Annotated in this window: 17 protein-coding genes; 10 read left to right on the forward strand and 7 right to left on the reverse strand. The window is 67.6% G+C overall.

What is annotated here, in order from left to right:
* Positions 1-14 precede the first annotated feature (14 nt).
* Both J7U46_RS14140 and J7U46_RS14145 read left to right on the forward strand, forming a co-directional pair.
* On the forward strand, positions 15-1,958 hold the full coding sequence (locus tag J7U46_RS14140) for a CocE/NonD family hydrolase (protein ID WP_282826867.1): 1,944 nt from the start codon (positions 15-17) through the stop codon (positions 1,956-1,958).
* A gap of 85 nt (positions 1,959-2,043) precedes the next feature.
* Positions 2,044-3,501 carry a methyl-accepting chemotaxis protein gene (locus J7U46_RS14145; protein ID WP_282826869.1) on the forward strand — a complete coding sequence of 486 codons (1,458 nt, stop codon included), beginning with the start codon at positions 2,044-2,046 and terminating at the stop codon, positions 3,499-3,501.
* Here the strand turns inward: J7U46_RS14145 and J7U46_RS14150 are convergent.
* On the reverse strand, positions 3,498-4,202 hold the full coding sequence (locus J7U46_RS14150) for a pseudouridine synthase (protein WP_282826870.1): 705 nt from the start codon (positions 4,200-4,202) through the stop codon (positions 3,498-3,500). The genes J7U46_RS14145 and J7U46_RS14150 overlap by 4 nt on opposite strands.
* A gap of 114 nt (positions 4,203-4,316) precedes the next feature.
* Here J7U46_RS14150 and J7U46_RS14155 point away from each other — a divergent pair, with 114 nt between their 5' ends.
* Positions 4,317-4,439: a hypothetical protein gene (locus tag J7U46_RS14155; RefSeq protein ID WP_282826871.1), complete on the forward strand. Its 123-nt coding sequence runs from the start codon at positions 4,317-4,319 to the stop codon at positions 4,437-4,439.
* 7 nt (positions 4,440-4,446) lie between these two features.
* Here the strand turns inward: J7U46_RS14155 and J7U46_RS14160 are convergent, their stop codons facing one another.
* Complete coding sequence (locus J7U46_RS14160; protein ID WP_282826873.1) at positions 4,447-4,842, reverse strand: YchJ family metal-binding protein; 396 nt, start codon at positions 4,840-4,842, stop codon at positions 4,447-4,449.
* A gap of 35 nt (positions 4,843-4,877) precedes the next feature.
* Between J7U46_RS14160 and J7U46_RS14165 the strand changes: the two genes are divergently transcribed.
* Complete coding sequence (locus J7U46_RS14165) at positions 4,878-7,298, forward strand: UvrD-helicase domain-containing protein (protein ID WP_282826875.1); 2,421 nt, start codon at positions 4,878-4,880, stop codon at positions 7,296-7,298.
* 27 nt (positions 7,299-7,325) lie between these two features.
* Positions 7,326-9,956, forward strand: a complete 2,631-nt coding sequence (locus J7U46_RS14170; RefSeq protein ID WP_282826877.1) for a M1 family metallopeptidase — start codon at positions 7,326-7,328, stop codon at positions 9,954-9,956.
* Here the strand turns inward: J7U46_RS14170 and J7U46_RS14175 are convergent.
* The 5 genes from J7U46_RS14175 to J7U46_RS14195 all read right to left on the reverse strand — a co-directional run bounded on the left by J7U46_RS14175 (position 9,902) and on the right by J7U46_RS14195 (position 15,328).
* Positions 9,902-10,981, reverse strand: a complete 1,080-nt coding sequence (locus J7U46_RS14175) for an alkaline phosphatase PhoX (protein ID WP_282826879.1) — start codon at positions 10,979-10,981, stop codon at positions 9,902-9,904. The two genes, J7U46_RS14170 and J7U46_RS14175, sit on opposite strands and share 55 nt — an antisense overlap.
* Positions 10,982-11,001: 20 nt before the next feature.
* Positions 11,002-12,957 (reverse strand): alkaline phosphatase PhoX, encoded by a 1,956-nt coding sequence (locus tag J7U46_RS14180; protein WP_282826881.1) that lies wholly within the window; start codon positions 12,955-12,957, stop codon positions 11,002-11,004.
* 165 nt (positions 12,958-13,122) lie between these two features.
* Positions 13,123-13,956, reverse strand: a complete 834-nt coding sequence (locus tag J7U46_RS14185) for a BPSS1780 family membrane protein (protein WP_282826884.1) — start codon at positions 13,954-13,956, stop codon at positions 13,123-13,125.
* Positions 13,953-14,930 carry a homoserine kinase gene (locus J7U46_RS14190; RefSeq protein WP_282826886.1) on the reverse strand — a complete coding sequence of 326 codons (978 nt, stop codon included), beginning with the start codon at positions 14,928-14,930 and terminating at the stop codon, positions 13,953-13,955. The genes J7U46_RS14185 and J7U46_RS14190 overlap by 4 nt, the downstream gene beginning before the upstream one ends.
* A 44-nt stretch (positions 14,931-14,974) precedes the next feature.
* The gene (locus J7U46_RS14195; protein WP_282826888.1) at positions 14,975-15,328 is read right to left on the reverse strand and encodes a DUF2782 domain-containing protein; all 354 of its coding nucleotides are present in this window, start codon (positions 15,326-15,328) and stop codon (positions 14,975-14,977) included.
* 54 nt (positions 15,329-15,382) lie between these two features.
* Here J7U46_RS14195 and polA point away from each other — a divergent pair, with 54 nt between their 5' ends.
* The 5 genes from polA to purU all read left to right on the forward strand — a co-directional run bounded on the left by polA (position 15,383) and on the right by purU (position 21,789).
* The gene (gene polA / locus J7U46_RS14200) at positions 15,383-18,148 is read left to right on the forward strand and encodes a DNA polymerase I (RefSeq protein WP_282826890.1); all 2,766 of its coding nucleotides are present in this window, start codon (positions 15,383-15,385) and stop codon (positions 18,146-18,148) included.
* 114 nt (positions 18,149-18,262) lie between these two features.
* A complete protein-coding gene (locus tag J7U46_RS14205; RefSeq protein ID WP_282826893.1) occupies positions 18,263-18,919 on the forward strand; it encodes an FkbM family methyltransferase in 657 nt (218 codons plus the stop codon).
* Positions 18,920-18,959: 40 nt separating this feature from the next.
* Positions 18,960-20,219: a lipoprotein-releasing ABC transporter permease subunit gene (locus J7U46_RS14210; protein WP_282826895.1), complete on the forward strand. Its 1,260-nt coding sequence runs from the start codon at positions 18,960-18,962 to the stop codon at positions 20,217-20,219.
* A complete protein-coding gene (locus tag J7U46_RS14215) occupies positions 20,212-20,904 on the forward strand; it encodes an ATP-binding cassette domain-containing protein (RefSeq protein ID WP_282826897.1) in 693 nt (230 codons plus the stop codon). The genes J7U46_RS14210 and J7U46_RS14215 overlap by 8 nt, the downstream gene beginning before the upstream one ends.
* An 18-nt stretch (positions 20,905-20,922) precedes the next feature.
* A complete protein-coding gene (purU, locus tag J7U46_RS14220; RefSeq protein WP_282826899.1) occupies positions 20,923-21,789 on the forward strand; it encodes a formyltetrahydrofolate deformylase in 867 nt (288 codons plus the stop codon).
* Positions 21,790-21,800 lie beyond the last annotated feature (11 nt).

Genomic DNA, 21,800 nt, shown 5'->3' on the forward strand with positions numbered 1-21,800 from the left:
ACCTGAAGGCAAGCATGCGTCACACCCTCATAGCCCTCGCCGCGCTGACCTGCGCTGCCGCGCAGGCCCAACCAGCGGCCGCCCCCGCTGCATCGGCGCCGGCCTACGACACGGCCGCGAACTACACCAAGTACGAATACAAGATCCCGGCGCGCGACGGCAAGAAGCTGTTCACCGTCGTCTACGTGCCCAAGGATGCGGCACGCGACGCCAGCAAGACCTACCCCTTCCTGATGGTGCGCACGCCCTACAGCTGCGGCCCCTATGGCGTGGACCGCGACGGTGTGCGCCGCTTGGCGCCGAGCGAGGCCTTCCTGAAGGCCGGCTACATCTTCGTCTGCCAGGACGTGCGCGGACGCTACATGTCCGAAGGCAAGTTCGTCGAGATGACGCCGCACATCGCCAACAAGAAGAGCAAGAACGATGTGGACGAAAGCAGCGACACGCACGACAGCGTGCAGTGGCTGCTGGACCACGTGAAGGGCCACAACGGCAAGCTGGGCCTGTGGGGCATCTCCTACCCGGGCTTCTACACGGCGGCCTCCATCATCGACTCGCACCCGGCCATCAAGGCCGCCTCGCCGCAGGCGCCCATCGCCGACTACTTCATGCGCGACGACGGCTACCACGGCGGCGGCCTGATGCTGGTGCACAACTACAGCTTCTTCACCGGCTACAAGCTGCAGGACAACCCGACCGTCGGCCCCAAGGGCTCGGTGCCCTTCGACTACAACAGCCGTGACGGCTACGACTACTTCCTGAAGCTCGGCAACCTGGCCAACATCCAGAAGAGCTTCGAGGTCGATGGCAAGAAGGGCGCTCGCAATCCGTACTTCGACGAGCTGGTCAACAACGACACCTACAACGAGCACTGGAAGGCCCGCGCCATCCCGCCGCACCTGAAGGGCATCAAGGCCGCCGTGCTGACGGTGGGCGGCTGGTTCGACGCCGAAGACCTGGCCGGCCCGCTGTCGGTCTACAAGCACATCAAGGCGCAGAACCCCGGCACGACCAACCAGTTGGTGATGGGCCCCTGGGTCCATGGCGGCTGGGTGCGTTCGGTCGGCAAGTCGCTGGGCCAGATCAACTTCGCCCAGAACAACACCGAGTTCTTCCAGAAGAACATCGTGTTCCCGTTCTTCGAGCAGCATCTGCGTGGCGCGGCCGATGCCAAGCTGCCCGAGGCCTATGTGTTCGAGACCGGCACCAATGTCTGGCGCCAGTACGCCGCCTGGCCGCCCGAGCAGGCCAAGCCCAAGACCCTGTACTTCCAGGCCGAAGGCAAGCTGAGCTTCACGGCGCCCACGGCTGCGAGCACGGCCTTCGACCAGTACATCAGCGACCCCAACAAGCCCGTGCCCTTCGTCGGCTACACGGCCTTGACCATGCCGCAGGAATACATGGTCAGCGACCAGCGCTTCGCCGCCACCCGCCCCGACGTGCTGGTCTATCAGACCGAGGAGTTGGAAGAAGACGTGACGGTGGCCGGCCCGGTGGGCGCCAAGCTCTTCGTCTCGACCAGCGGCACCGACTCCGACTGGGTGGTCAAGCTGATCGACGTGCATCCGCCCGAGGCCGGTGAGGCGCCGATGGGCCGTGGCACCGGCGCGCCCAGCGATCCGGAAACGCCCAAGAGCAACTTCGGCGGCTTCCAGCAACTGGTGCGCGGCGACCCGCTGCGCGGCCGCTTCCGCAACAGCTTCGAGAAGCCCGAGGCCATGGTGCCGGGCAAGGTCGAGGCCATCAGCTTCGACCTCCCGGACGTGAACCACACCTTCCGCCGCGGCCACCGCATCATGGTCCAGGTGCAGAGCAGCTGGTTCCCGCTGATCGACCGCAATCCGCAAAGCTTCGTGCGCATCCGCGACGCCAAGCCCGAGGACTTCAAGGCCGCGACGCAAAAGGTCTTCCGCAGCGGCGCCCAGGCTTCGGGTCTGGTGCTGCGCGTGATCGACTGACTGAGCCTTGTCAAGCCCGCCGCTTCCCATGAGCGGCGGGCGCTTGCTAGAGTGGGTCTTCAACTAAAGCGATGTTGGAGACCCAATGAGCAGCATGAATTTCGCGCCGCAGGCGCGTGCGACCGAGGCTGAGCAGCTCAGCGCCCGCCAGCAGTCCTGGCGCGAGGCCGACCGGTTGATGCTGATGACCCTGGGCCTGCACCTGCTGCTGGCCCTGGTGCTGGGCTGGTACTGGAACAGCATCGGTCTGGCCCTGGGGGTGGGCCTGGTGCTGGCCGCCGTGGGCGGCGGGGCCTACCTGATGGCGGGGGGCTCGGCCCTCAGTGCCCACACCATGGCCCTGGTGTCCATGGGCATGGTGGCCCTGCAGATCCAGCTCTCGCAGGGCATGATCGAATTCCACTTCGGGGTCTTCGTCACGCTGGCCTTCCTGCTGGTCTACCGCCACTGGGCGCCCATCATCACCGGCGCGCTGGCCATCGCCGTCCACCATGTGTTGTTCGACCGGCTGCAGCTGGGCGGTGCCGGCGTCTACTGCCTGACCGAGCCGGGCTTCAGTCGGGTGATGGTTCATGCCGGCTATGTGGTGGTGCAGGCCGGGTTCGAGGTGCTGATGGCCGTGCTGATGTACCGCCGGGCGGTCGAGCAGGTCGAGCTGGAGAGCCTGGTCAAGCGGCTGACGGCGCATGAGCGCATCAACCTGGACAGCAGCGGCCTGCGCAGCCAGCACGGCACGGTGGCCCTGCTGCAGTCAGCCATCGACCGCATCCATTCGGTGGTGCGCCAGGTGCAGCAGGCGGCGCAGAACATCGGCGGCGCCAGCGCCGAGATCGCGGCCGGCAACCAGGACCTGTCGGAGCGCACCGAGAAGACCGCCTCCAGCCTGCAATCCACCGCTTCCTCGGTCGACACGCTGACCGGCGCGGTGCGCGAGACCGCCGGTTCGGCCCGCGAGGCCAATGCCCTGGCCGACACCGCTTCCGGCGCCGCCGCGCGTGGCGCCCAGGTGGTGGACCAGGTGGTCGTCACCATGCAGGCCATCGACGCCAGCGCCCGCAAGATCGCCGACATCACCGGCCTGATCGACAGCATTGCCTTTCAGACCAACATCCTCGCGCTGAACGCCGCCGTCGAGGCCGCACGGGCCGGCGAGCAGGGCAAGGGCTTTGCCGTCGTGGCCTCCGAGGTGCGCAGCCTGGCCCAGCGCAGTGCCGAGGCGGCCAAGGACATCAAGGGCCTGATTGCCCAGTCCACCGAGCAGGTGGCGGCCGGTGCCGAGCTGGTGCAGAACGCCGGCACGGCCATGCGCGAGATCGAGAGCTCGGTGCAGCAGGTGGCCAGCCTGATCGGCGCCATCGCCGGCTCGGCAGCGCAGCAGAGCGACGACATCGCCCAGGTCAATGGCGCGATCGCCCAACTGGACCAGGTCACGCAGCAGAACGCCGCCCTGGTCGAGCAATCGGCGGCCGCCGCCGAGAGCATGCGCGAGCAGGCCCAGCGCCTCTCTGACGAAGTAGCGGTCTTCCAGACCCGCGCGGCCTAGGCGACGCCGAGGTCGCCCAGCAGCGGTTGCCAGTCCGGGCCGGGCTCTGCATGCAGGGTCAGCGGCCGGCCCGTTGCCGGGTGAATCAGCGTCAGTTCCAAGGCGTGCAGCCACAGCCGCTGCAGGCCCAGATGGGCGGCAACGGCGCGGTTCAAGGGCCCCTTGCCATGCGTGGCATCGCCAACGATGGGATGGGCGATGTGCTTCAGGTGGCGGCGGATCTGGTGGCGGCGGCCGCTCTCGGGCCGCAGCTCCATCAGGGCGAAGCGGCTGCTGGCGAAGCGCGGGTCGGTCTGCAGTGGCCACTCCATCCGGGCCAGGCAGCGCCAGCGGGTGAGGGCGTCCAGCAGGGGCTGGCCCGCCGATGGCTTCTCAGGATCGCGGGCCAGCGGATGGTCGATGTGGCCCGCATCCTCGGCCGGCCAGCCGCGCACCAGGGCGAGGTAGCGCTTGGTCGGTTCGCCGCGCTCGAAGGCCTGGCCGATGGCCGAGGCAGTCCCGGCATCCAGCGCGAAAAGCAGCACGCCCGAGGTGCCCTTGTCGAGCCGGTGCACCGGCCAGACGGGCCGGCCGAGCTGGTCGCGCAGCAGCTGCAGGGCGGCCAATTCCTCCTGCGCATCGAGCTGGGTTCGGTGCACCAGCAGGCCGGGCGGCTTGTCGATCGCGACCAGCACATCATCAAGGTGGAGGATTCTGAGCATTTGTTGCATTTCCTTGCAGCTCCACCCAGATAGGGGGCTCGGCAAACAGGGGGCTCGTCCGAAAAAATGTTGTCACACACAGCAGAGATGATCTGGGTACCTCGGGAGACAACCATGCCTCAAACCTACACCGTCGGACACCGCTCGGCCCTCGCTTCGGCCTGGACCTGGACGCGCAAGCTGCTCGGCCTGCGCGAGCCGCAAGCCTGGCCGCCGCGCCAGCGCCTGGCCCGCTGAGCCTAGTTCAAGCAATATCTCCATCCACATAGAACCAGGCGCCGTCCTCGCGGACGAAGCGGCTGGTTTCATGCAGCCGCTGGGCGCGCCCGCCCTGCTTGCTGCGAGCGACGAACTCCACCGTCGCATGGTTTTCGTCCTGTCGCAGGTGACGCTTCACCTCCAGGCCCAGCCATTTCATCCCCGCCTCATTGGGCGCCAAGGCCGCCGGCCGGCGGCTCGCATGCCAGGTGGCCAGCAGGTAGTCCAGCTTGTCCAGCGCGAAGGCGCTGTAGCGCGAGCGCATCAGCGCCTCGGCATCCGGCGCGGCGAGACGGCCCGATTCCTCGAAGCTTCGATGCAGGGTGCCGCAGCAGTCCTCATAGGAGCGCGCGCGGCCGCAGGGGCAGGGGAGTGACTTCACGGGTCGGCATGATGCCACTGCCTACAATCCCGTCGATGAGTCCGCATTCCCAAGACGACCACGCCGAGCCTGACCTGTTTGCCGCCCCTCCCAGCAGCGGACTGTTGAAGAACCTGAACCCCGAGCAATACGCCGCCGTCACCGCGCCGGCCGAGGCCACACTGATACTGGCCGGTGCCGGTTCGGGCAAGACGCGGGTGCTGACCACGCGCATCGCCTGGTTGATGCAGACCGGCCAGGTTTCGCCGGGCGGCCTGATGGCCGTGACCTTCACCAACAAGGCCGCCAAGGAAATGGTGACCCGCCTCACCACCATGCTGCCGGTGAACGTGCGGGGCATGTGGATCGGCACCTTCCACGGCCTGTGCAACCGATTCCTGCGCGCGCACTGGAAGCTGGCCGGCCTGCCGCAGGGCTTCCAGATCCTCGACTCCACCGACACCGTCTCGGCCATCAAGCGCGTCATCAAGGCGATGAAGCTCGATGAAGAGCGCTACGTGGCCAAGCAGGTCGGCTGGTTCATCGCCAGCGCCAAGGAAGACGGCCTGCGGCCGGGCGACGTGGAACAGCACGACGAACAGACCCGCACCCTGGCCAAGATCTACCAGGCTTATGAAGACCAATGCCAGCGCGAAGGCGTGGTCGACTTCGCCGAGCTGATGCTGCGCTCCTATGAGCTGATGCGCGACAACCAGGCGGTGCGCGAGCACTACCAGCGCCGCTTCCAGCACCTCTTGGTCGACGAGTTCCAGGACACCAACAAGCTGCAGTACGCCTGGCTCAAGATGTTCGCGCCGCCCAGCAATGCCGGCCGGGGCCAGGCCGTGTTCGCTGTGGGCGACGACGACCAGAGCATCTACGCCTTCCGGGGCGCGCGGGTCGGCAATATGTCGGACTTCGAGCGCGAGTACCGCGTCAAGCAGGTCATCAAGCTGGAGCAGAACTACCGCAGCTTCGGCAACATCCTCGACAGCGCCAACGCGCTGATCGGCCACAACAGCCGGCGCCTGGGCAAGAACCTGCGCACCGAGGCCGGGCCCGGCGAGCCGGTGCGTGTCTACGAGGCCAACAGCGATTTCGCCGAGGCGCAGTGGCTGATCGAGGAGGCGCAAGCCTTGCATCGTCAAGGCACGCCGCGCAGCGAGATCGCGGTGCTTTACCGCAGCAATGCCCAGTCCCGGGTGATCGAGTCGGGCCTCTTCAATGCCGGCATTCCCTACCGCGTCTATGGCGGCCTGCGCTTCTTCGAGCGGGCCGAGGTCAAGCATGCGCTGGCCTATCTGCGCCTGATTGAAAACGCCAACGACGACACCAGCTTCCTGCGCGTGGTCAACTTCCCGACCCGCGGCATCGGCGCCCGCACCATCGAGCTGCTGCAGGACGCGGCGCGCGCCAGTGGCCGCAGCCTCTACCAGAGCGTGGGTGCCGTGGCCGGCAAGGGCGGCGGCAACCTGGCTGCCTTCGTCAACCTCGTGGACTCGATGCGCAACCTGACGCAGGGCCACAACCTGCGGGAGATCATCGAGCAGGTGGTCGAGAGTTCGGGCCTCGCGGATTTCTATCGCACGGAGAAGGAAGGCGCCGAGCGACTGGAGAACTTGGCCGAACTGGTCAACGCGGCCGAGGCCTTTGTCACGCAAGAGGGCTTTGGCAAGGATGCCGTGGCCTTGCCGGTCGATGAGCTCGGCCCCGGCGCCATCACCGAAGGCCTGCCGGTGGCCGTGGCCAATGCCGCGCCGGCCGTGCCCGATGCCGAGACCGGCGAGATCATGTCGCCGCTGGCCGCCTTCCTCACGCACGCCTCGCTGGAGGCCGGCGACAACCAGGCGCAGGCCGGCCAGGACGCCGTGCAGCTGATGACCGTGCACTCGGCCAAGGGCCTGGAGTTCGATGCGGTCTTCATCACCGGCCTGGAAGAGGGCTTGTTCCCGCACGAGAACTCGCTGTCGGACGGCGACGGGCTCGAAGAAGAGCGCCGCCTGATGTACGTGGCGATCACGCGGGCCCGGCAGCGGCTCTACCTCTGCTTCAGCCAGACCCGCATGCTGCACGGCCAGACCCGCTACAACATCAAGAGCCGCTTCTTCGACGAACTGCCCGAGGCTGCCCTGAAGTGGCTGACGCCGCGCAACCAGGGCTTCGGCTCCGGCTTTGCGCGCGACTACCAGGACGCCTGGCAGCGCGGCTCCGGCCTCAAGTCCATGGTGGGCGCCGGCAAGTACGCCGAGCGGCCGGCCTATGTGGCGGCGCCGGTGCCGGCCGCCATGGTCAAGAAGGTGGACGAGGAGCATGGTGGCCTGCGCGTGGGCAAGCCGGTGTTCCACAACAAGTTCGGCGAAGGCGTGCTCTTGACGCTGGAAGGCAGCGGCGCCGATGCCCGTGCCCAGGTCAATTTCGGCCGGCATGGCACGAAGTGGCTGGCACTGTCGGTCGCCAAGCTGACGCCCATTGAATAACTCCAAAGAGCGAGAGACGAGGGATTGATGAGGAGAGTTCTGACAACACTGGCCCTGAGCCTCGCCCTGGTGGGCCTGGCGCAGGCGACGACGGCGCTGCCGATGCGCCTCGGCGATGCGGCCCGGCCGCTGGCCTACAAGCTGGACCTGAAGGTCGACCCCGCACAGCCGCGCCACAGCGGCACGGTGGAGATCTCGCTGGAGCTGCAGGGCGGCCTCAAGCAATTGCGTCTGCATGCCAAGGACCTGCGCATCAGCGCGGTCGAGTACCGGGTCGAGGGCAGCCGCGCCGCGCTGACGGGCAAGGCCACGGCAGCCGATGCCGACAGCGTCCACCTCAATTTCGCAAAGCCGCTGCCCGCCGGCCGCGGCAGCTTGCGCCTGCGCTTCACGGGCGTGATCAGCGAGCAGGACACGCTGGGCCTGTTCCGCCAGCGCGAGGGCGGCGACTGGTATGCGGTCACGCAGTTCGAGGACCTGGGCGCGCGCATGGCCTTCCCGGTGTTCGACGAGCCGGGCTGGAAGGTGCCCTGGACCCTGAGCCTCACCGTGCCCGCCAGGCAGGTGGCCGTGGCCAACGAGCCGGTGCAGCGCGAGAGTGCCGCTGGCAAGGGCTGGAAGCGGTTGGAGTTCAAGACCACGCCGCCGCTGCCCAGCTATCTGCTGGCCTTTGCCGTAGGGCCGTTCGCCATCAAGGACGGCGGCATGGCGGGCAACACGCCGCTGCGCTATCTGACGCCGCGCGGCCGTGCCGATGAGGCCAGCTATGCGGCTGCCGCGACGCCCGCCGTGCTGCAGAAGCTGGAGAGCTGGTTCGGCATGCCGCACCCGTTCAGCAAGCTGGACAGCCTGGTGATCCCGCTGGCCGAGAACTTCGGCGCGATGGAGAACCCCGGCCTCATCACCTACGCCTCCAAGGTCATCCTGGCGCCTGCCGGCCGCGAGACGCTGGCCCTGCAGCGGGACTACACCTCCACAGCCGCCCACGAGATTGCGCACCAATGGTTCGGCAACCACGTGACCATGGCCTGGTGGGACGACCTCTGGCTGAACGAGAGCTTTGCCTCCTGGATGGGCGACAAGATCACCGCCCAGCTGCATCCCGAATGGCGCTGGGAGCTCAACGCCCTGAACGCGCGCCAGGCGGCGATGGCCGGCGACCGCCTGCCGACGGCACGCCGCGTGCACCAGCCAGTGAACACCAACGAAGACCTGGGCACGGCCTTCGACGAAATCACCTATTCCAAGGGCCAGGCCGTGCTCTCGATGTTCGAGTCGTGGCTGGGTGAGGACCGCATGCAGGCGGGGGTGCGCCGCTATATCAAGCGCCATGCCGGCGGAAGTGCCGTCGGCACCCAGTTCGTCGAGGCCTTGGCCGATGGCGACCCGGACCTGCAGGCCGCGTTCTCCAGCTTCATCGACCAGCCGGGTATCCCGGTCGTGCGCTTCGAGCTGCAGTGCGAGGCCGGCGCAGCACCGCGCGTGCGCCTCACGCAATCTCGCTACCGCCCGCTCGGCGTGGCGGCACTGCCCGAGAGCCGCTGGCTGGTGCCGGTGGTGCTGCGCAGCCCGGCCGGCGTGAGCCGGCATCTCTTGAAGGCGCAGAGCGAGACGCTGACCCTGCCCGACGCCAGCTGCCCGGCCTGGCTTCAACCCAATGCCGGCGGCAGCGGCTACTACCGTTCGAAGCTGGACGCGGCCCTGATTCAGCCCAGCCACTACAGCGTGGGCGAACTGCTGTCGCTGCTGGACGATCAGCGCGCGCTGACGCAGAGCGGCGAGCAGAGGCTCGGCAGCCTGATGCCGCTGGTGGCCGCACTGGCCGCTGACCCGCGCCGCGAGCTGCGCGAGGCCGCGCTGGAAACCCTGGCCGGCCTGGAACCCATGGTCCCGGTCGCGCAGCGCGAGGCCTATGCGGCCCTGCTGCAGCGCCATTTCGGCGCTCTGGCGCGCGAGCTGGGCTGGCAGGTCGGCGCCAAGGACGATGAAGACCGCCGCCTCCTGCGCGAGGCCCTGCTGCCTTTCATGGCCGACAGCGGCCGCGATCCGGTGCTGCGCGAGCAGGCCTTGCTCTACACCCAGGCCTGGCTGGCCGCCGCCCAGCGAGATGGCCAGGCGCATGACGAGCTGATGGACCCGGGCCTGCGCGCTGCCATCCTGCGCTCGGCGGCGCTGGGCGGCGATGCCTCGCTGTTCGATGCCATGCTGGGCCTGGCCCGCGCTACGCCCGACCGCCGCCTGCGTGGCCAGTTGCTCGGAGCGCTCGGCGCCTTCGGCGAGCCGGCCCTCGCAGCGCGGGCACGCGGCCTCCTGCTCGACGCCAAGCTGGACAGCCGCGAAACCATGGCGCCCATCCTCGGCCGCCAGGTCCGCGATCCGCTGCTGGCGCAGAGCGCGCTGGACTTCGTCGCCGAGCATGACACGGCCTTGCGCAAGCGCATGACCAAGGTGGCCGAGGCCAATCTGCCCGAGCTGTTGGGTGGTGGTTGCAGCGCCGAGCAGGCGAAACGCCTGCAGCGCCAGTTCGGCCCGGCGGCCGCGCAGCTGGATGCCGGCCCGGCCGTGCTGGCCAAGGCGGTGTCGCGCATCGAGCTGTGCGCGGCCTACCGCGAGGCCCAGACCGATGCGCTGACGGACCTGCTGGGCGGCTCGCGCTGAGGCTTGCCGCTTGCGGCAAAGCGGACCAACTGGTCGGCCGCCAGGCGGGCGTTGATCAGCACGTCCGCCTGGTTGGTGAAGGCGTAGTCGGCGTTGGCCATGTCCAGCCCGCGCTGGCCGTGGCGCAGCGTGTGCCATTGCAGGTCGCCGTCGCCTTCTCGAAGGGCCAGCTGCAGATGGCCCTCGTCCAGGTACTTGGCGCCGGCCGCGAGGCCCTTGCCGGCGTCAAGCGGGTTCCACAGCGCGCGTGAGACGTAGCGGTAGCGCGTCTCCTCGTCATCGGCGTCTCGCATCAAGAGGACGATGGGCTGGCCTGGCTCTGCCGGTGCCATCCAGAGTCCGGCCTGCTTGAGCCGGCCGAGGGCCGTGCGCTTGGCCGGCACCGAGTCCGGGTTGAAGGGGTCGACCTCGACCACCCAGCCGAAGCTGTTGGCGATGTTGCGGTAGTCGTGCGCCGCCGTGGGGCCGGTGACGGCCGCGTTCCAGCGCGCGAACAGGTCCTGCGGGCCCGCCTCGTCCCACCGGCAGGCGCTCTGCTGGCCCGCATTCAGACCGTAGCGCTGCAGCCCGGCCAGGGCCTTGCTGCCGTGGCGCAGCAGACCCTCGCTGTTGCGGGCGAGCAGGGGCAGGAAGTCGCCCTCACCGTGCAGGCTGGTGCCCCAGGGCGTGACGATCAGTTCGCTGCCGACCCAGGTGCCGCGCGTGCGCGAACCCAGGCCCGAGAACTTGGTGGCCAGCAGGGCCGAGGCGCGTGCCGGGCCGCTGAAGTCGATCACGGTGGCAGCGCTGAGGCGGCGGCTGAGCCGCGAATCCGCCACCGGATCCAGCGCGCCGCTGGCATCGCGCCGAAACTCGGCGATCGCGAGGCCCAGCGCATAAATCTCCTGCTCGGCCTCGAGCGGGCAGGGCCGGGGGGCGGCCCTGCGCTCGACGAGGCTGCCCTGCGCCGTGCAGAGCAGACCTCGTGCCTCGGCTCCGGGGAGGAAGGCGCCGTCCTTGCTCAAACCCAACCAGGGCAGGCTCATGGTGCGGCGGCCGTCCCCGCTCAGAGCTTGTTCAGCTTCACGCTGGTGGCTTCGCTGGTCAGGTAGCCGACGGCGGCACCGAAGCGGTCCTTGTAGTTGGCGCGCACCAGCGGGTCCAGCGTGGCCTGCACCTTGCTGTGCAGGCTGGCGCTCCAGTCGCCCGGATGCTGGAAGTTGCTGGTGATGTAGGTCCAGCCATTCAGGTCGTCGACCACGCCGAGGCCCGTCGCTTCAGCACCCGAGGGCATCGAGACCAAGCGTGAGAGCACCTTGGTGTCGACGTTGTAGGCCCAGACGAAGTTGTTGACGTGGTAGCTGCTGTCCTCGCCGATGAAGAGGGTGCGCAGCTTCTCCGAGAACTTCAGGTTGTCGGGCGCGCCGATCTTGTCGGGGTTGGCCAGGTTGCCGAGCGCGTCAGCCGCGATGTCCTCGCCGACCAGCAGGGTCTTGGTCTGCGTGACCACCCATTCGCTGTTGATGGCGGCGCCTGCCGTGTCCTTCTGACCGCTGGACAGCGTGTGGGCCAGCACGCCGCCGGCGTTCAGCGCCTTCTCCAGCGTGATGCCGTAGGCCTCGTTCCAGGCGGCATTGCCGCGCACCATGGAGCTCTGCATGTTCTGCAGGGCGGAGTAGGCGATCTTGTCCTTGGCGTTGACCGTCGTGCCTTCCATCTTGGTGAAGGCCATGGTGCCGCCGACCAGGGCCGCGTAGCGGTGCGACTCAAGGAAGGCCGCGGCCTTCTCCATGCCGGCCTTGACCTTGATCCACTGGACCTTGCCGCCGAAGTAGATCTTCGTGTAGCTCGCGTCCTTGGGATCGACGGTCTGCACGTCCATGATGTCGGTCGGCTTCAGCGTGTTGGCCAGGGCCTCGATCTCGGCGCTGGTGGCCGAGCCCATCTTGATCCAGGTGACCGGCGCGCCGGCGGCTGCCGGGTCGATCGAGAAGCCGGCACCGAACTTGGCGATGTAGAGGCTGCCCGAGGACAGGTCCTTCTCCTTGTCGGCCACGAACATGAACAGGCCGCCGTTGGTGGCGTCGTCGCCCATCAGCGCCGTGCGATTGTCCGGCATCACCTGGATCAGCTCATGCGAGATGCGGCCCAGGCAGTAGTGCTTCTTCAAGGTGCCCGTGCCATCGGGGTTGACCGTCACCTCGGGCATGTGGCCGTAGTGATAGGGGTTGGCCTTGGTCTCGTCGCCGAAAGTGTTCTTGCTGTAGGCCTTGAACATCGTGTTGCTGGCGATGGTGAAGGCGTCCGGCTCGTACTCTTCGCTCGAGAGGTGGGTGCCCCAGGGCGAGAGGCTGGAGCCGCAGGTGATCCACAGGCCATGGGCGGCCGAGGTGTCGACGTTGTGGTACTTGACCAGCGAGAGCTTGCCGGTCGTCTGGTCCTGGTCCAGCGTCAGCACGGCGATGGGCGAGGGCAGCTTGCCGTACATGTCGGTCTTGCCGTCCTGGGCCCAGGTCGTGTATTCGAACTGCACGACGGCGAACACGGCCTTGCCCTTGATGCCGCTGACCGTGGGGTTGGCCACCGACAGCAGCGAAGTGCCGTCCGGCGAATCGGAGAAGAACTGGCGCTCTTTGCCGGCCACCGTGGTGTCGAGGATGGGCTTGTTGTTGATGTCCACATAGCCGCCGGCCAGGATGGTGCCGCCCTTGCCGTCCGGCACCAGGTCGCCGGTCATGAAGAAGGGCTGGTAGGCCAGCTTGAAGCTCTGCTTGCTGCCGTCGCTCAGCACCACGTCCAGGCTGGAGGCCACGGCCGTCTTGGCCATGGCAGCCGGGTCGGCGAGGCTCGGGGCGGCCATGGCGGCGAAGCTGGCCGAGGTGAAGGTGATGGCGGGGGCGTCGTCACCGCCGCCGCAGGCGGTCAGACCGAGGCCGGCGCCCAGGCCGCTGATCGGCAGCATCAAGGGCGTGCCGAAAAGCTTGAGGGCCTGGCGGCGGGTCGGGTGTTGGGCTTGGGACATTCGAGATTCACTCCACAGCTGTCGTTGTCAGGAGCGGCGGCAAGGGAGCCGTCGCGCTGCGGCCGCAATGTAGGCAGCGGGTGTGTCAACAGCGTGAAGACGTGGCGTGCAAAGCAAAACGGCCCCGGGATTGCCGGGGCCGTTTTGTGCTTGGACGCGATGACGCTAGGGCTTGCTCAGCAGGTCGCGCGGCGCGCCGAACATGAAGCAATCGATGAAGGTGAAGTACAGCGAGGCATAGAACAGCGTCGGCAGTATCAGCATCAGCGCGCCGAAGGCCAGCAGGATCAGCGGGCCCAGCAGCAGCGAGAGCAGCGACAGCACGATGCCCAGCGCCAGCAGCAGGCCGAGCCAGGCCAGCGCGTTCAGCAGGAAGGCGCCGCGGTTGCGCCACAGGCCGAGCGTGCTCGAGAACAGCGCCTGCATGGCACCCTGGCCTCCCCAGTGCACCAGCGCCGGCGCATGCCAGAAAGGCACGGACAGCAGGGCCACGCTGAACAGCTGCCAGCCGGTGGCACGCAGGTTGTCGGGCGCCAGCATGATGCTGTTGATGACCTCGGCGTTCGGCGTCTCGCGTGCAAACTCCTTGCTCAGCGCCTCGCTGGTGGCGCGGAAGGTGTCGCCATAGGCCCAGGTCAGCAGCCCCCAGATCAACATCAGGCAAACGGCATAGGCCGCGCACAGGACCAGCTGCGCCTGGCGCCGCTGCTGGGTGAGCTTGAGCGGCGCGGCGAACACGGCCACCGTGGGCGTCTGGTTTTGCAGCACCAGGTGGGTGGCCAGCATGAAGCCGAGAGACAACAGCGGCATGGCCGCCGCCGCCAGCGGCGCACCGATCAGCGGCAGCTGCGAGCACAGCAGCACCATGAAAAAGCTGAAGGAATACAGGCCGGTCAAGGCCAGCGGCTTGCGCTGCCAGACCTTGAAGGCGTGACGTATCCACAGGAGGCCGTTGCGGGCCGGCACCGTCTGCAGGTGCAGCATCATGTTGGCGCTCATGCAGCTTCCTTCACGGCATGCCAGGGCGCCGCGATGCGCTCGCGCAGCACGCGCTCGAAATGCGTCGGGTCATGCGGCTTGAGCAGGCTGGCGTCGCGGGGCAGATAGAAGTCCCACAGCCGCGAGATCCAGAAGCGCAGGGCAGCGGCGCGCAGCAGGGCCGGCAGCAGGCGGTGCTCGGTACCGCTCAAGGGGCGCACGTCCTCGTAGGCATCGACGAAGGCCTGGGCGCGTTGCTCGTCGAGCCGGCCGCTGGCGAGGTCGATGCACCAGTCGTTCAGGCAGACGGCGATGTCGAACAGCCAGCTGTCGACGCCGGCGAAATAGAAGTCGAAGAAGCCGCTGAGCTTCTCGCGGCCGGGCAGGCCCTCGAACATCACGTTGTCGCGGAACAGGTCAGCGTGGATGGGGCCGCGCGGCAGCTCGGCATAGCCGGCCGAGGCGGCCAGCTGCTGCTGGAAGGCGAGTTCTTCGGACAGCAGCGCCGCTTGCGCCGAGTCCAGATGCGGCAGCACCACCGGCACCGTCTCGGTCCACCAGGGCAGGGCACGCAGATTGGGCTGGTGCAGCTCGAAGTCCTGCGCGGCCAGGTGCATGCGCGCCAGTTCGGCGCCGACCTGCTCGCAATGGAAGACGTCGGGTGCCAGCTGATGGCCACCACGCAGGCGGTTGACCACGGCGGCCGGCTTGCCGTTGAGCGCATGCAGGATCTCGCCGCTGGCATCGGCCTGCGGATCAGGGACTTGAATACCGCGCCGCGCCAGGTGTTGCATCAGCCGCAGGTAGAAGGGCAGTTGCTCGAAGCCGAGGCGCTCGAACAGCGTCAGCACGTACTCGCCGCGGTCGGTGGTCAGGAAGAAATTGCTGTTCTCGATGCCGGCCGTGATGCCGCGCAACTGCTGCAGCTGGCCCAGGTTCAGGCGGCTCACGAGGGCCTGCGCCTGCTCGTGGGTGACTTCGGTGAAAACAGCCATGGGGTCGTGAGGTGGGCTCGCGGCCCGGGGCCGCACGCCAGGGTTCAGAAGCTGAACAACTTCCAGACGCGCTTGCCGGCGGCGCCGCGCGTGGTGGAGCCGGAGGACATGTCGCGGCTGCCGTCGGGAAGAATGATTTCGTAGGACGGCAGCTTGCTGTCCTTGGGCGTGACCTTGGCCGTCTGGGTCTGGCCGCGGACCTTCAGCTCCTCGATGCGGGTGCTGTCGTCCTCCAGCACGATGCGCTCGACCTTGGGTTCGGGCGGCGTGATCAGGGCTGGCTGCGTCGTCGCTGCAGCGGGCGTGCTCGGTGCGTCAGCCGCCTGGGCGGCATGCGCTGCCAATGCCAGCAGGGGCAGGGACAGCAAGCGGAGCAGTCGGTGGTGGTGCTGAGGCATGAACTGATTCTAAGCGCGGCCCGGGCACGACTTCAGTGCATGACAATCGCGGCCATGAGCGACAAACCCATCCTGCTGCTGGTCGACGGTTCCAGCTTCCTTTACCGCGCCTTCCATGCCCTGCCCGACCTGCGGGGGCCGGATGGCCAGGCCACCGGCGCCGTGCACGGCATGGTGGCGATGATGAAGAAGCTGCGTGATGACATCGGGGCCGAGCACGCGGCCTGCGTCTTCGACGCCAAGGGCCCGACCTTCCGCGACGAGTGGTACCCCGCCTACAAGGCCCAGCGCGCACCGATGCCCGATGCGCTGCGCGAGCAGATCGAGCCCATCCACGAGGTGGTGAAGCTGCTGGGCTGGCCGGTGCTGGTCGTGCCCGGCATCGAAGCCGACGACGCCATCGGCACCCTGGCCCGCGTGGGCGCGGCCAGCGGCCACCGCGTGGTCGTCGCCACCGGCGACAAGGACATGGCCCAGCTGGTGACGCCCGACGTCAGCCTGATCAACACCATGGCCCGGCCTCCGGAGCGGCTGGACGAGGCTGGCGTGCTGGAGAAGTTCGGCGTGCCGCCGGACCGCATCATCGACTACCTGACCCTGATGGGCGACACCGTGGACAACGTGCCCGGCGTCGAGAAGGTCGGCCCCAAGACCGCTGCCAAGTGGATTGCCGAGCACGGCTCGCTGGACGGCGTGGTGGCCAATGCCGACCAGATCAAGGGCGTGGCCGGCGAGAACCTGCGCAAGGCGCTGGACTGGCTGCCCATGGGCCGCAAGCTGGTGACCATCGTCTGCGACTGCGATCTCAGCGCCCATGTGCCGGGCTGGCCTGCGCTGGAGCAGCTGGCGCTGCAGCCGGTGGACGAGGCCGGTCTCAAGGACTTCTACAGCCGCAATGGCTTCAAGACCTGGCTGAAGGAGCTGACGGGCGAGACGCCCGCCGCTGCTGCGCCCAAGGCCGCTGCGCCGCAGACGGCAGACATGTTTGCCGATGCGCCGCAGGCTGCAGACGTCAACAAGCGCTACGACACGGTGCTGGACTGGGCCATGTTCGACAAGTGGCTCGCCCGCATCAATGCCGCGCCGCTGACCGGCCTCGACACCGAGACTGACTCGCTCGATCCGATGCGTGCCCGCATCGTCGGCATCAGCTTCAGCGACCAGGTCGGCGAGGCCGCCTACATCCCCTTGCGCCACGCCGGCCCCGACGCACCAGTCCAGCTGCCGTTGGACGAGGTGCTGGCCAAGCTCAAGCCCTGGCTGGAAGACGAGAGCAAGGCCAAGCTCGGCCAGAACATCAAATACGACACCCATGTGTTCGCCAACCATGGCATCACGGTGCAGGGCTACCGCCACGACACCATGCTCGAGAGCTATGTGCTGGAGGCCCACAAGACCCATGGCCTCGAGGCCCTGGCCGACCGCCACCTGGGCCGCCACGGCCTCAGCTACGAAGACCTCTGCGGCAAGGGCGTGCACCAGATCCCGTTTGCCCAGGTCGACGTGGCCAAGGCCAGCGAGTACAGCTGTGAAGACTCCGAGATGTGTCTCGGCGTTCACGACAAGCTCTATCCCGAGATCGAAACCCATGCCGGCCTCAAGTTCGTCTACGAGCAGATCGAGATGCCGGCCTCCAAGCTGCTGATGCGCATCGAGCGCAACGGTGTGCTGATCGACGCAAGCCGCCTGCAGGCGCAAAGCCATGAGCTGGCCCAGCGCCTGGTGAAGATCGAGCAGGAGGCCTACGAGATCGCTGGACAGCCCTTCAACATGGGCAGCCCCAAGCAGATCGGCGAGATCCTCTTCAACAAGCTCGGCCTGCCGGTGGTCAAGAAGACCGCGACCGGCGCGCCGTCCACTGACGAAGAAGTGCTGGACAAGCTGGCCGAGGACTATCCGCTGCCAGCCAAGATCCTCGAGTACCGGGGCCTGGCCAAGCTGAAGAGCACCTACACCGACAAGCTGCCGCTGCAGGTCAACCCCGAGACCGGCCGCGTCCATACCAACTACTCGCAGGCCGTGGCCGTGACCGGTCGCCTGGCCAGCACCGACCCCAATCTGCAGAACATCCCCATCCGCACGGCCGAGGGCCGCCGCGTGCGCGAGGCCTTTGTGGCGCCGGCCGGGCACCACATCGTCAGCGCCGACTATTCGCAAATCGAGCTGCGCCTGATGGCCCACATCAGCGAAGACCCGGGCCTGCTGAAAGCCTTCGGCGAAGGCATCGACGTGCACAAGGCCACGGCCTCCGAGGTGTTCGGCACGCCGGTGGCTGAGGTCACATCGGAGCAGCGCCGCTATGCCAAGACCATCAACTTCGGCCTGATCTACGGCATGGGCGCCTTCGGTCTTGCTTCCAGCCTCGGCATCGAGACCAAGGCAGCCAAGGACTACATCGACCGCTACTTCGCCCGCTTTGCCGGGGTGAAGCGCTACATGGACGAGACCAAGACCCGCGCCGCCGAACTGGGCTATGTGGAGACGCTGTTCGGCCGCCGTATCACGCTGCCAGAGATCAAGGGCGGCAACGGCCCGCGCAAGGCCGGCGCCGAGCGGCAGGCCATCAATGCGCCCATGCAGGGCACGGCGGCCGACCTGATCAAGCTGGCCATGGTGGCGGTGCAGAAGGCACTGGACGACGCAGGCAAGGCGACCCGCATCATCATGCAGGTGCATGACGAATTGGTGTTCGAGGTGCCCGAAGCCGAGCTGGACTGGATCAAGACCGAGGTGCCCAAGCTGATGGCGGGCGTGGCCAGCCTGAAGGTGCCGCTGCTGGCCGAGGTGGGCGTGGGCTCGAACTGGGACGAGGCGCATTGACCGGCCCTGGCTGACGATTTGCGCAACCAAGGCCGCCCATATCGGCCCATCGCGGCCCGGTGGGTGGCTTAAGGTCAGGCCCTTGTGGTGATCACTCTGTCGGGAAGGTACGCGATGGCAAAGGTGTTGATCTATATAGGCCTCAATCAGGGCGGCAGCTTCGACAAGATCTTCAAGGACTTCGACGTCTGCTACGGCTTCGAGCCCATCCCGCTGCTGGCCGGCCGCCTGCAGGAGCGCTACCGGCCGTTCCCCAGCGTCCACATCATCAATGCGGCGGTGTGCGTCAATGAAGGGCCGGTGAGCTTCTATGTCTCCAAGATGGAGGGCGACCACGACAACATGCAGTCGTCCTCGCTGTGCGAGGTGTCCGACGGCTACCGCAACAACGGGCCCAAGAACCAGGTGTTCACCAAGGAGGTGATCACGGTGCAGGGCATCAATCTGGCAAATTTCCTGAGCCAGCATGGCATCACCGAGATCGATACCTACATCTCGGATGCCGAGGGCTACGACTTCTCCATCCTGCAGACGGTCAAGCCGTTGTTCGACGAGCGCCGGGTCAAGCATGCGCAGTTCGAGAGCGAGCCGGACTACGTGGCCGTCGAGCAGCGCACAGGCCAGCCTCTCAACAAGAGTTCGCTGTTCATCGATGCCTTGATCAACAACTACGACCTGGTGGGCATGCAGCAGGGCAACTACGATCCCAGCAGCCCGACCCGCTGGTTCAACCGCGATCTCGAATTCAGGGTCAAGCCCGAAGGCGAGTGAGAGCCGGCCCGGGCCGGGGCCTGGGTTAGCATCGCGCCCCATGAATTGGCCCTACGAGTTGCAGATCGGCTGGCGCTACACCCGCGCCGGTCGCGGCGGCCGCCGCAATCGCTTCATTTCCTTCATTTCAGCCGCCTCCGTGCTGGGCATCGCCCTCGGCGTGGCGGCCCTGATCATCGTGCTCTCGGTGATGAACGGCTTCCAACGCGATGTGCGGGACCGCATGCTGTCGGTGATCGCTCATGTGGAGCTGGTTGACGCGCGCGGCGGCGGCATGGCCGATTGGCAGCCGCTGGCTGCCAAGGCGCGCGAGAACCCGGCCGTCGTCGGCGTGGCGCCCTTCGTGGCCAGTCAGGCCCTGGTGGCGCGGGGCGAGGAGATGAAGGGTGCGATGGTGCGCGGCATCGATCCGGCGCATGAGCCTTCGGTCACGCCGCTGGCTGCCCAGTTGCGCGAGACCGGCGTGCTGACCAAACTGCAGCCGGGTGCCTGGGGCATCGTCATCGGCGCCGACCTGGCGCGCAGCCTGGGCGTCTACGAGGGGGACAAGATCACCATCGCGGCGCCCGGCGGCCAGGTGACGCCGGCCGGCGTGATGCCGCGCTTTCGCACCTTCACCCTGGTCGGCACCTTCCGCTCCGGCCATTACGAGTACGACAACGGCCTGGTGCTGACGCATATTGACGACGCGGCGCGGCTGTTCCGCGTCGAGGGTGCCACCGGCGTACAGCTGAAGCTGCGCGATGTGCATGAGGCGCGCAGCGTGGCTCGCGAGCTGATGCAGAGCCTCGGCCCTGAGGTCATCGTGCGCGATTGGACCCGAAGCAACGCCACCTGGTTCGATGCAGTGCAGGTCGAGAAGCGCCTGATGAGCATCATCCTTACCCTGATCGTGGCCGTGGCCGCTTTCAATCTGGTCTCGACCCTGGTGATGACGGTGACCGACAAGCAGGCCGACATCGCCATCCTGCGCACGCTGGGCGCCAGCCCGCGCTCCATCATGGGCATCTTCATGGTGCAGGGCGCAGCCTCGGGGGTCATCGGCACGCTGGCCGGCGTGTTGCTGGGCCTGCTGGTGGCCTACAACGTCGACGTGATCGTGCCGGCCATAGAAAGGCTGCTCAACGTCAGCTTCCTGCCGGGCAGCATTTACTTCATCAGCTACATGCCCAGCGATCCGCAGCGCGGCGACATCATTCCCATCGCGGTCGGCTCGCTGGTGCTGGCCTTGCTGGCCACGATTTATCCGAGCTGGCGCGCCAGCCGCGTGCAACCGGCCGAGGCCCTGCGCTATGAGTGAAGCCATCGCCGACACCGTCGTCCTGCAGGGCACCGGCCTGCAGCGCCGCTTCCACGACGGCACGCTGGACGTGACCGTGCTCAGCGGCGTGGACATTGCCGTGCGCCGGGGCCAGACCCTGGCCATCCTCGGCGCCTCGGGCTCGGGCAAGTCCACCTTGCTGCACCTGCTCGGTGGCCTGGACCGCCCGACGGCCGGCCGCGTCGACCTGATGGGGCAAGACCTGGCACCGATGAAGGAGACGGAGCTGGGCCAGTGGCGCAACCAGCACCTGGGCTTCGTCTACCAGTTCCATCACCTGCTGCCGGAGTTCAGTGCGCTGGACAACGTGGCCATGCCGCTGCGCATTCGCCGCCAACCGCTGGCCGAGGCGCGCGAGGCGGCGGCTGCCATGCTGGCCCGCGTGGGGCTGGGCGCCCGTACCCTGCACAGGCCCGGCGAGCTCTCCGGCGGCGAGCGCCAGCGGGTGGCGATTGCCCGCGCCCTCGTGACCAAGCCGGCCTGTGTGCTGGCCGACGAGCCCACCGGCAACCTCGACCGCGAGACCGCCCAGGGCGTGTTCCAGCTGATGCTGGACTCGGCGCGTGAGCAGGGCACAGCCTTCGTGCTGGTAACGCATGATCAGCACCTCGCTTCGCAATGCCAGGCGCAGCTGCGCCTGGTCAGCGGGCGCGTTCAGCAGTAGCCAATCTTCGGACCCACCATGAGCAGCAGTACCCGATTCATCCTCAAGCTGAGCTGCCCGGACCGCGCGGGCATCGTCCACGCGGTCACCGGCTTTCTGCTGGCCCAGGGCGGCAACATCCTGACCTCGGCCCAGCATGGCGACGCCGACCACCAGCGCTTCTTCATGCGCATCGAGTTCGAGTCGGCCGCCCCGCTGGAGCTGGAGACGCTGCGCCAGGCCTTCGCGCCGCTGGCCGCGCAGATGCAGATGGACTGGACCCTGGTGGCCAGCGCGGCCAAGACCCGCGTGCTGCTGCTGGTCTCCAAGCTGGGCCATTGCCTGAACGACCTGCTGTTCCGGGTGCAGACCGGGCATCTGCCGATCGAGATCCCGGCCATTGTGTCGAACCACCGCGAGTTCTACCAACTGGCGGCCTCGCACAACATTCCCTTCCATCACTTCCCGTTGCTCGGCGCCACGCCCGAGCAGAAGGCTGCGCAGGAGCGCCGCATCCGCGAGGTGATCGAGGAGAACCGCATCGACCTGGTCGTGCTGGCCCGCTACATGCAGATCCTGTCGGGCGAGATGTGCGAGTTCCTGTCGGGTCGTGCCATCAACATCCACCACAGCTTCCTGCCCAGCTTCAAGGGCGCCAGGCCGTACCACCAGGCGCATGAACGTGGCGTGAAGCTGATCGGCGCCACCGCCCACTACGTGACCTCGGACCTCGACGAGGGTCCGATCATCGAGCAGGAAGTGGCCCGCATCGACCACAGCATGACGCCCGATCAGCTGGTGGCCATTGGCCGCGACACCGAGTGCGTGACCCTGGCTCGTGCCATCCAGTGGCATGCGGAGCATCGCGTGCTGATGAATGGCCGGCGCACGGTGGTGTTCCGCTGAAGCCAGGCGCG

Origin of the sequence: Pelomonas sp. V22, assembly GCF_030014915.1 — a bacterium.
Classification (GTDB): Bacteria; Pseudomonadota; Gammaproteobacteria; order Burkholderiales; family Burkholderiaceae_C; genus JAUASW01.

Bases quoted from the DNA above. Each gene is read 5' to 3' on its own strand.
- J7U46_RS14215 (WP_282826897.1), top strand. From the start codon at position 20,212: ATGAGTGAAGCCATCGCCGACACCGTCGTCCTGCAGGGCACCGGCCTG.
- J7U46_RS14205 (WP_282826893.1), top strand. From the start codon at position 18,263: ATGGCAAAGGTGTTGATCTATATAGGCCTCAATCAGGGCGGCAGCTTC.
- J7U46_RS14145 (WP_282826869.1), top strand. From the start codon at position 2,044: ATGAGCAGCATGAATTTCGCGCCGCAGGCGCGTGCGACCGAGGCTGAG.
- J7U46_RS14170 (WP_282826877.1), top strand. From the start codon at position 7,326: ATGAGGAGAGTTCTGACAACACTGGCCCTGAGCCTCGCCCTGGTGGGC.
- J7U46_RS14195 (WP_282826888.1), bottom strand. From the start codon at position 15,328: ATGCCTCAGCACCACCACCGACTGCTCCGCTTGCTGTCCCTGCCCCTG.
- J7U46_RS14190 (WP_282826886.1), bottom strand. From the start codon at position 14,930: ATGGCTGTTTTCACCGAAGTCACCCACGAGCAGGCGCAGGCCCTCGTG.
- J7U46_RS14180 (WP_282826881.1), bottom strand. From the start codon at position 12,957: ATGTCCCAAGCCCAACACCCGACCCGCCGCCAGGCCCTCAAGCTTTTC.
- J7U46_RS14140 (WP_282826867.1), top strand. From the start codon at position 15: ATGCGTCACACCCTCATAGCCCTCGCCGCGCTGACCTGCGCTGCCGCG.
- J7U46_RS14165 (WP_282826875.1), top strand. From the start codon at position 4,878: ATGAGTCCGCATTCCCAAGACGACCACGCCGAGCCTGACCTGTTTGCC.
- J7U46_RS14175 (WP_282826879.1), bottom strand. From the start codon at position 10,981: ATGAGCCTGCCCTGGTTGGGTTTGAGCAAGGACGGCGCCTTCCTCCCC.
- J7U46_RS14155 (WP_282826871.1), top strand. From the start codon at position 4,317: ATGCCTCAAACCTACACCGTCGGACACCGCTCGGCCCTCGCTTCGGCC.
- J7U46_RS14210 (WP_282826895.1), top strand. From the start codon at position 18,960: ATGAATTGGCCCTACGAGTTGCAGATCGGCTGGCGCTACACCCGCGCC.
- J7U46_RS14150 (WP_282826870.1), bottom strand. From the start codon at position 4,202: ATGCTCAGAATCCTCCACCTTGATGATGTGCTGGTCGCGATCGACAAG.
- J7U46_RS14185 (WP_282826884.1), bottom strand. From the start codon at position 13,956: ATGAGCGCCAACATGATGCTGCACCTGCAGACGGTGCCGGCCCGCAAC.
- purU (WP_282826899.1), top strand. From the start codon at position 20,923: ATGAGCAGCAGTACCCGATTCATCCTCAAGCTGAGCTGCCCGGACCGC.
- polA (WP_282826890.1), top strand. From the start codon at position 15,383: ATGAGCGACAAACCCATCCTGCTGCTGGTCGACGGTTCCAGCTTCCTT.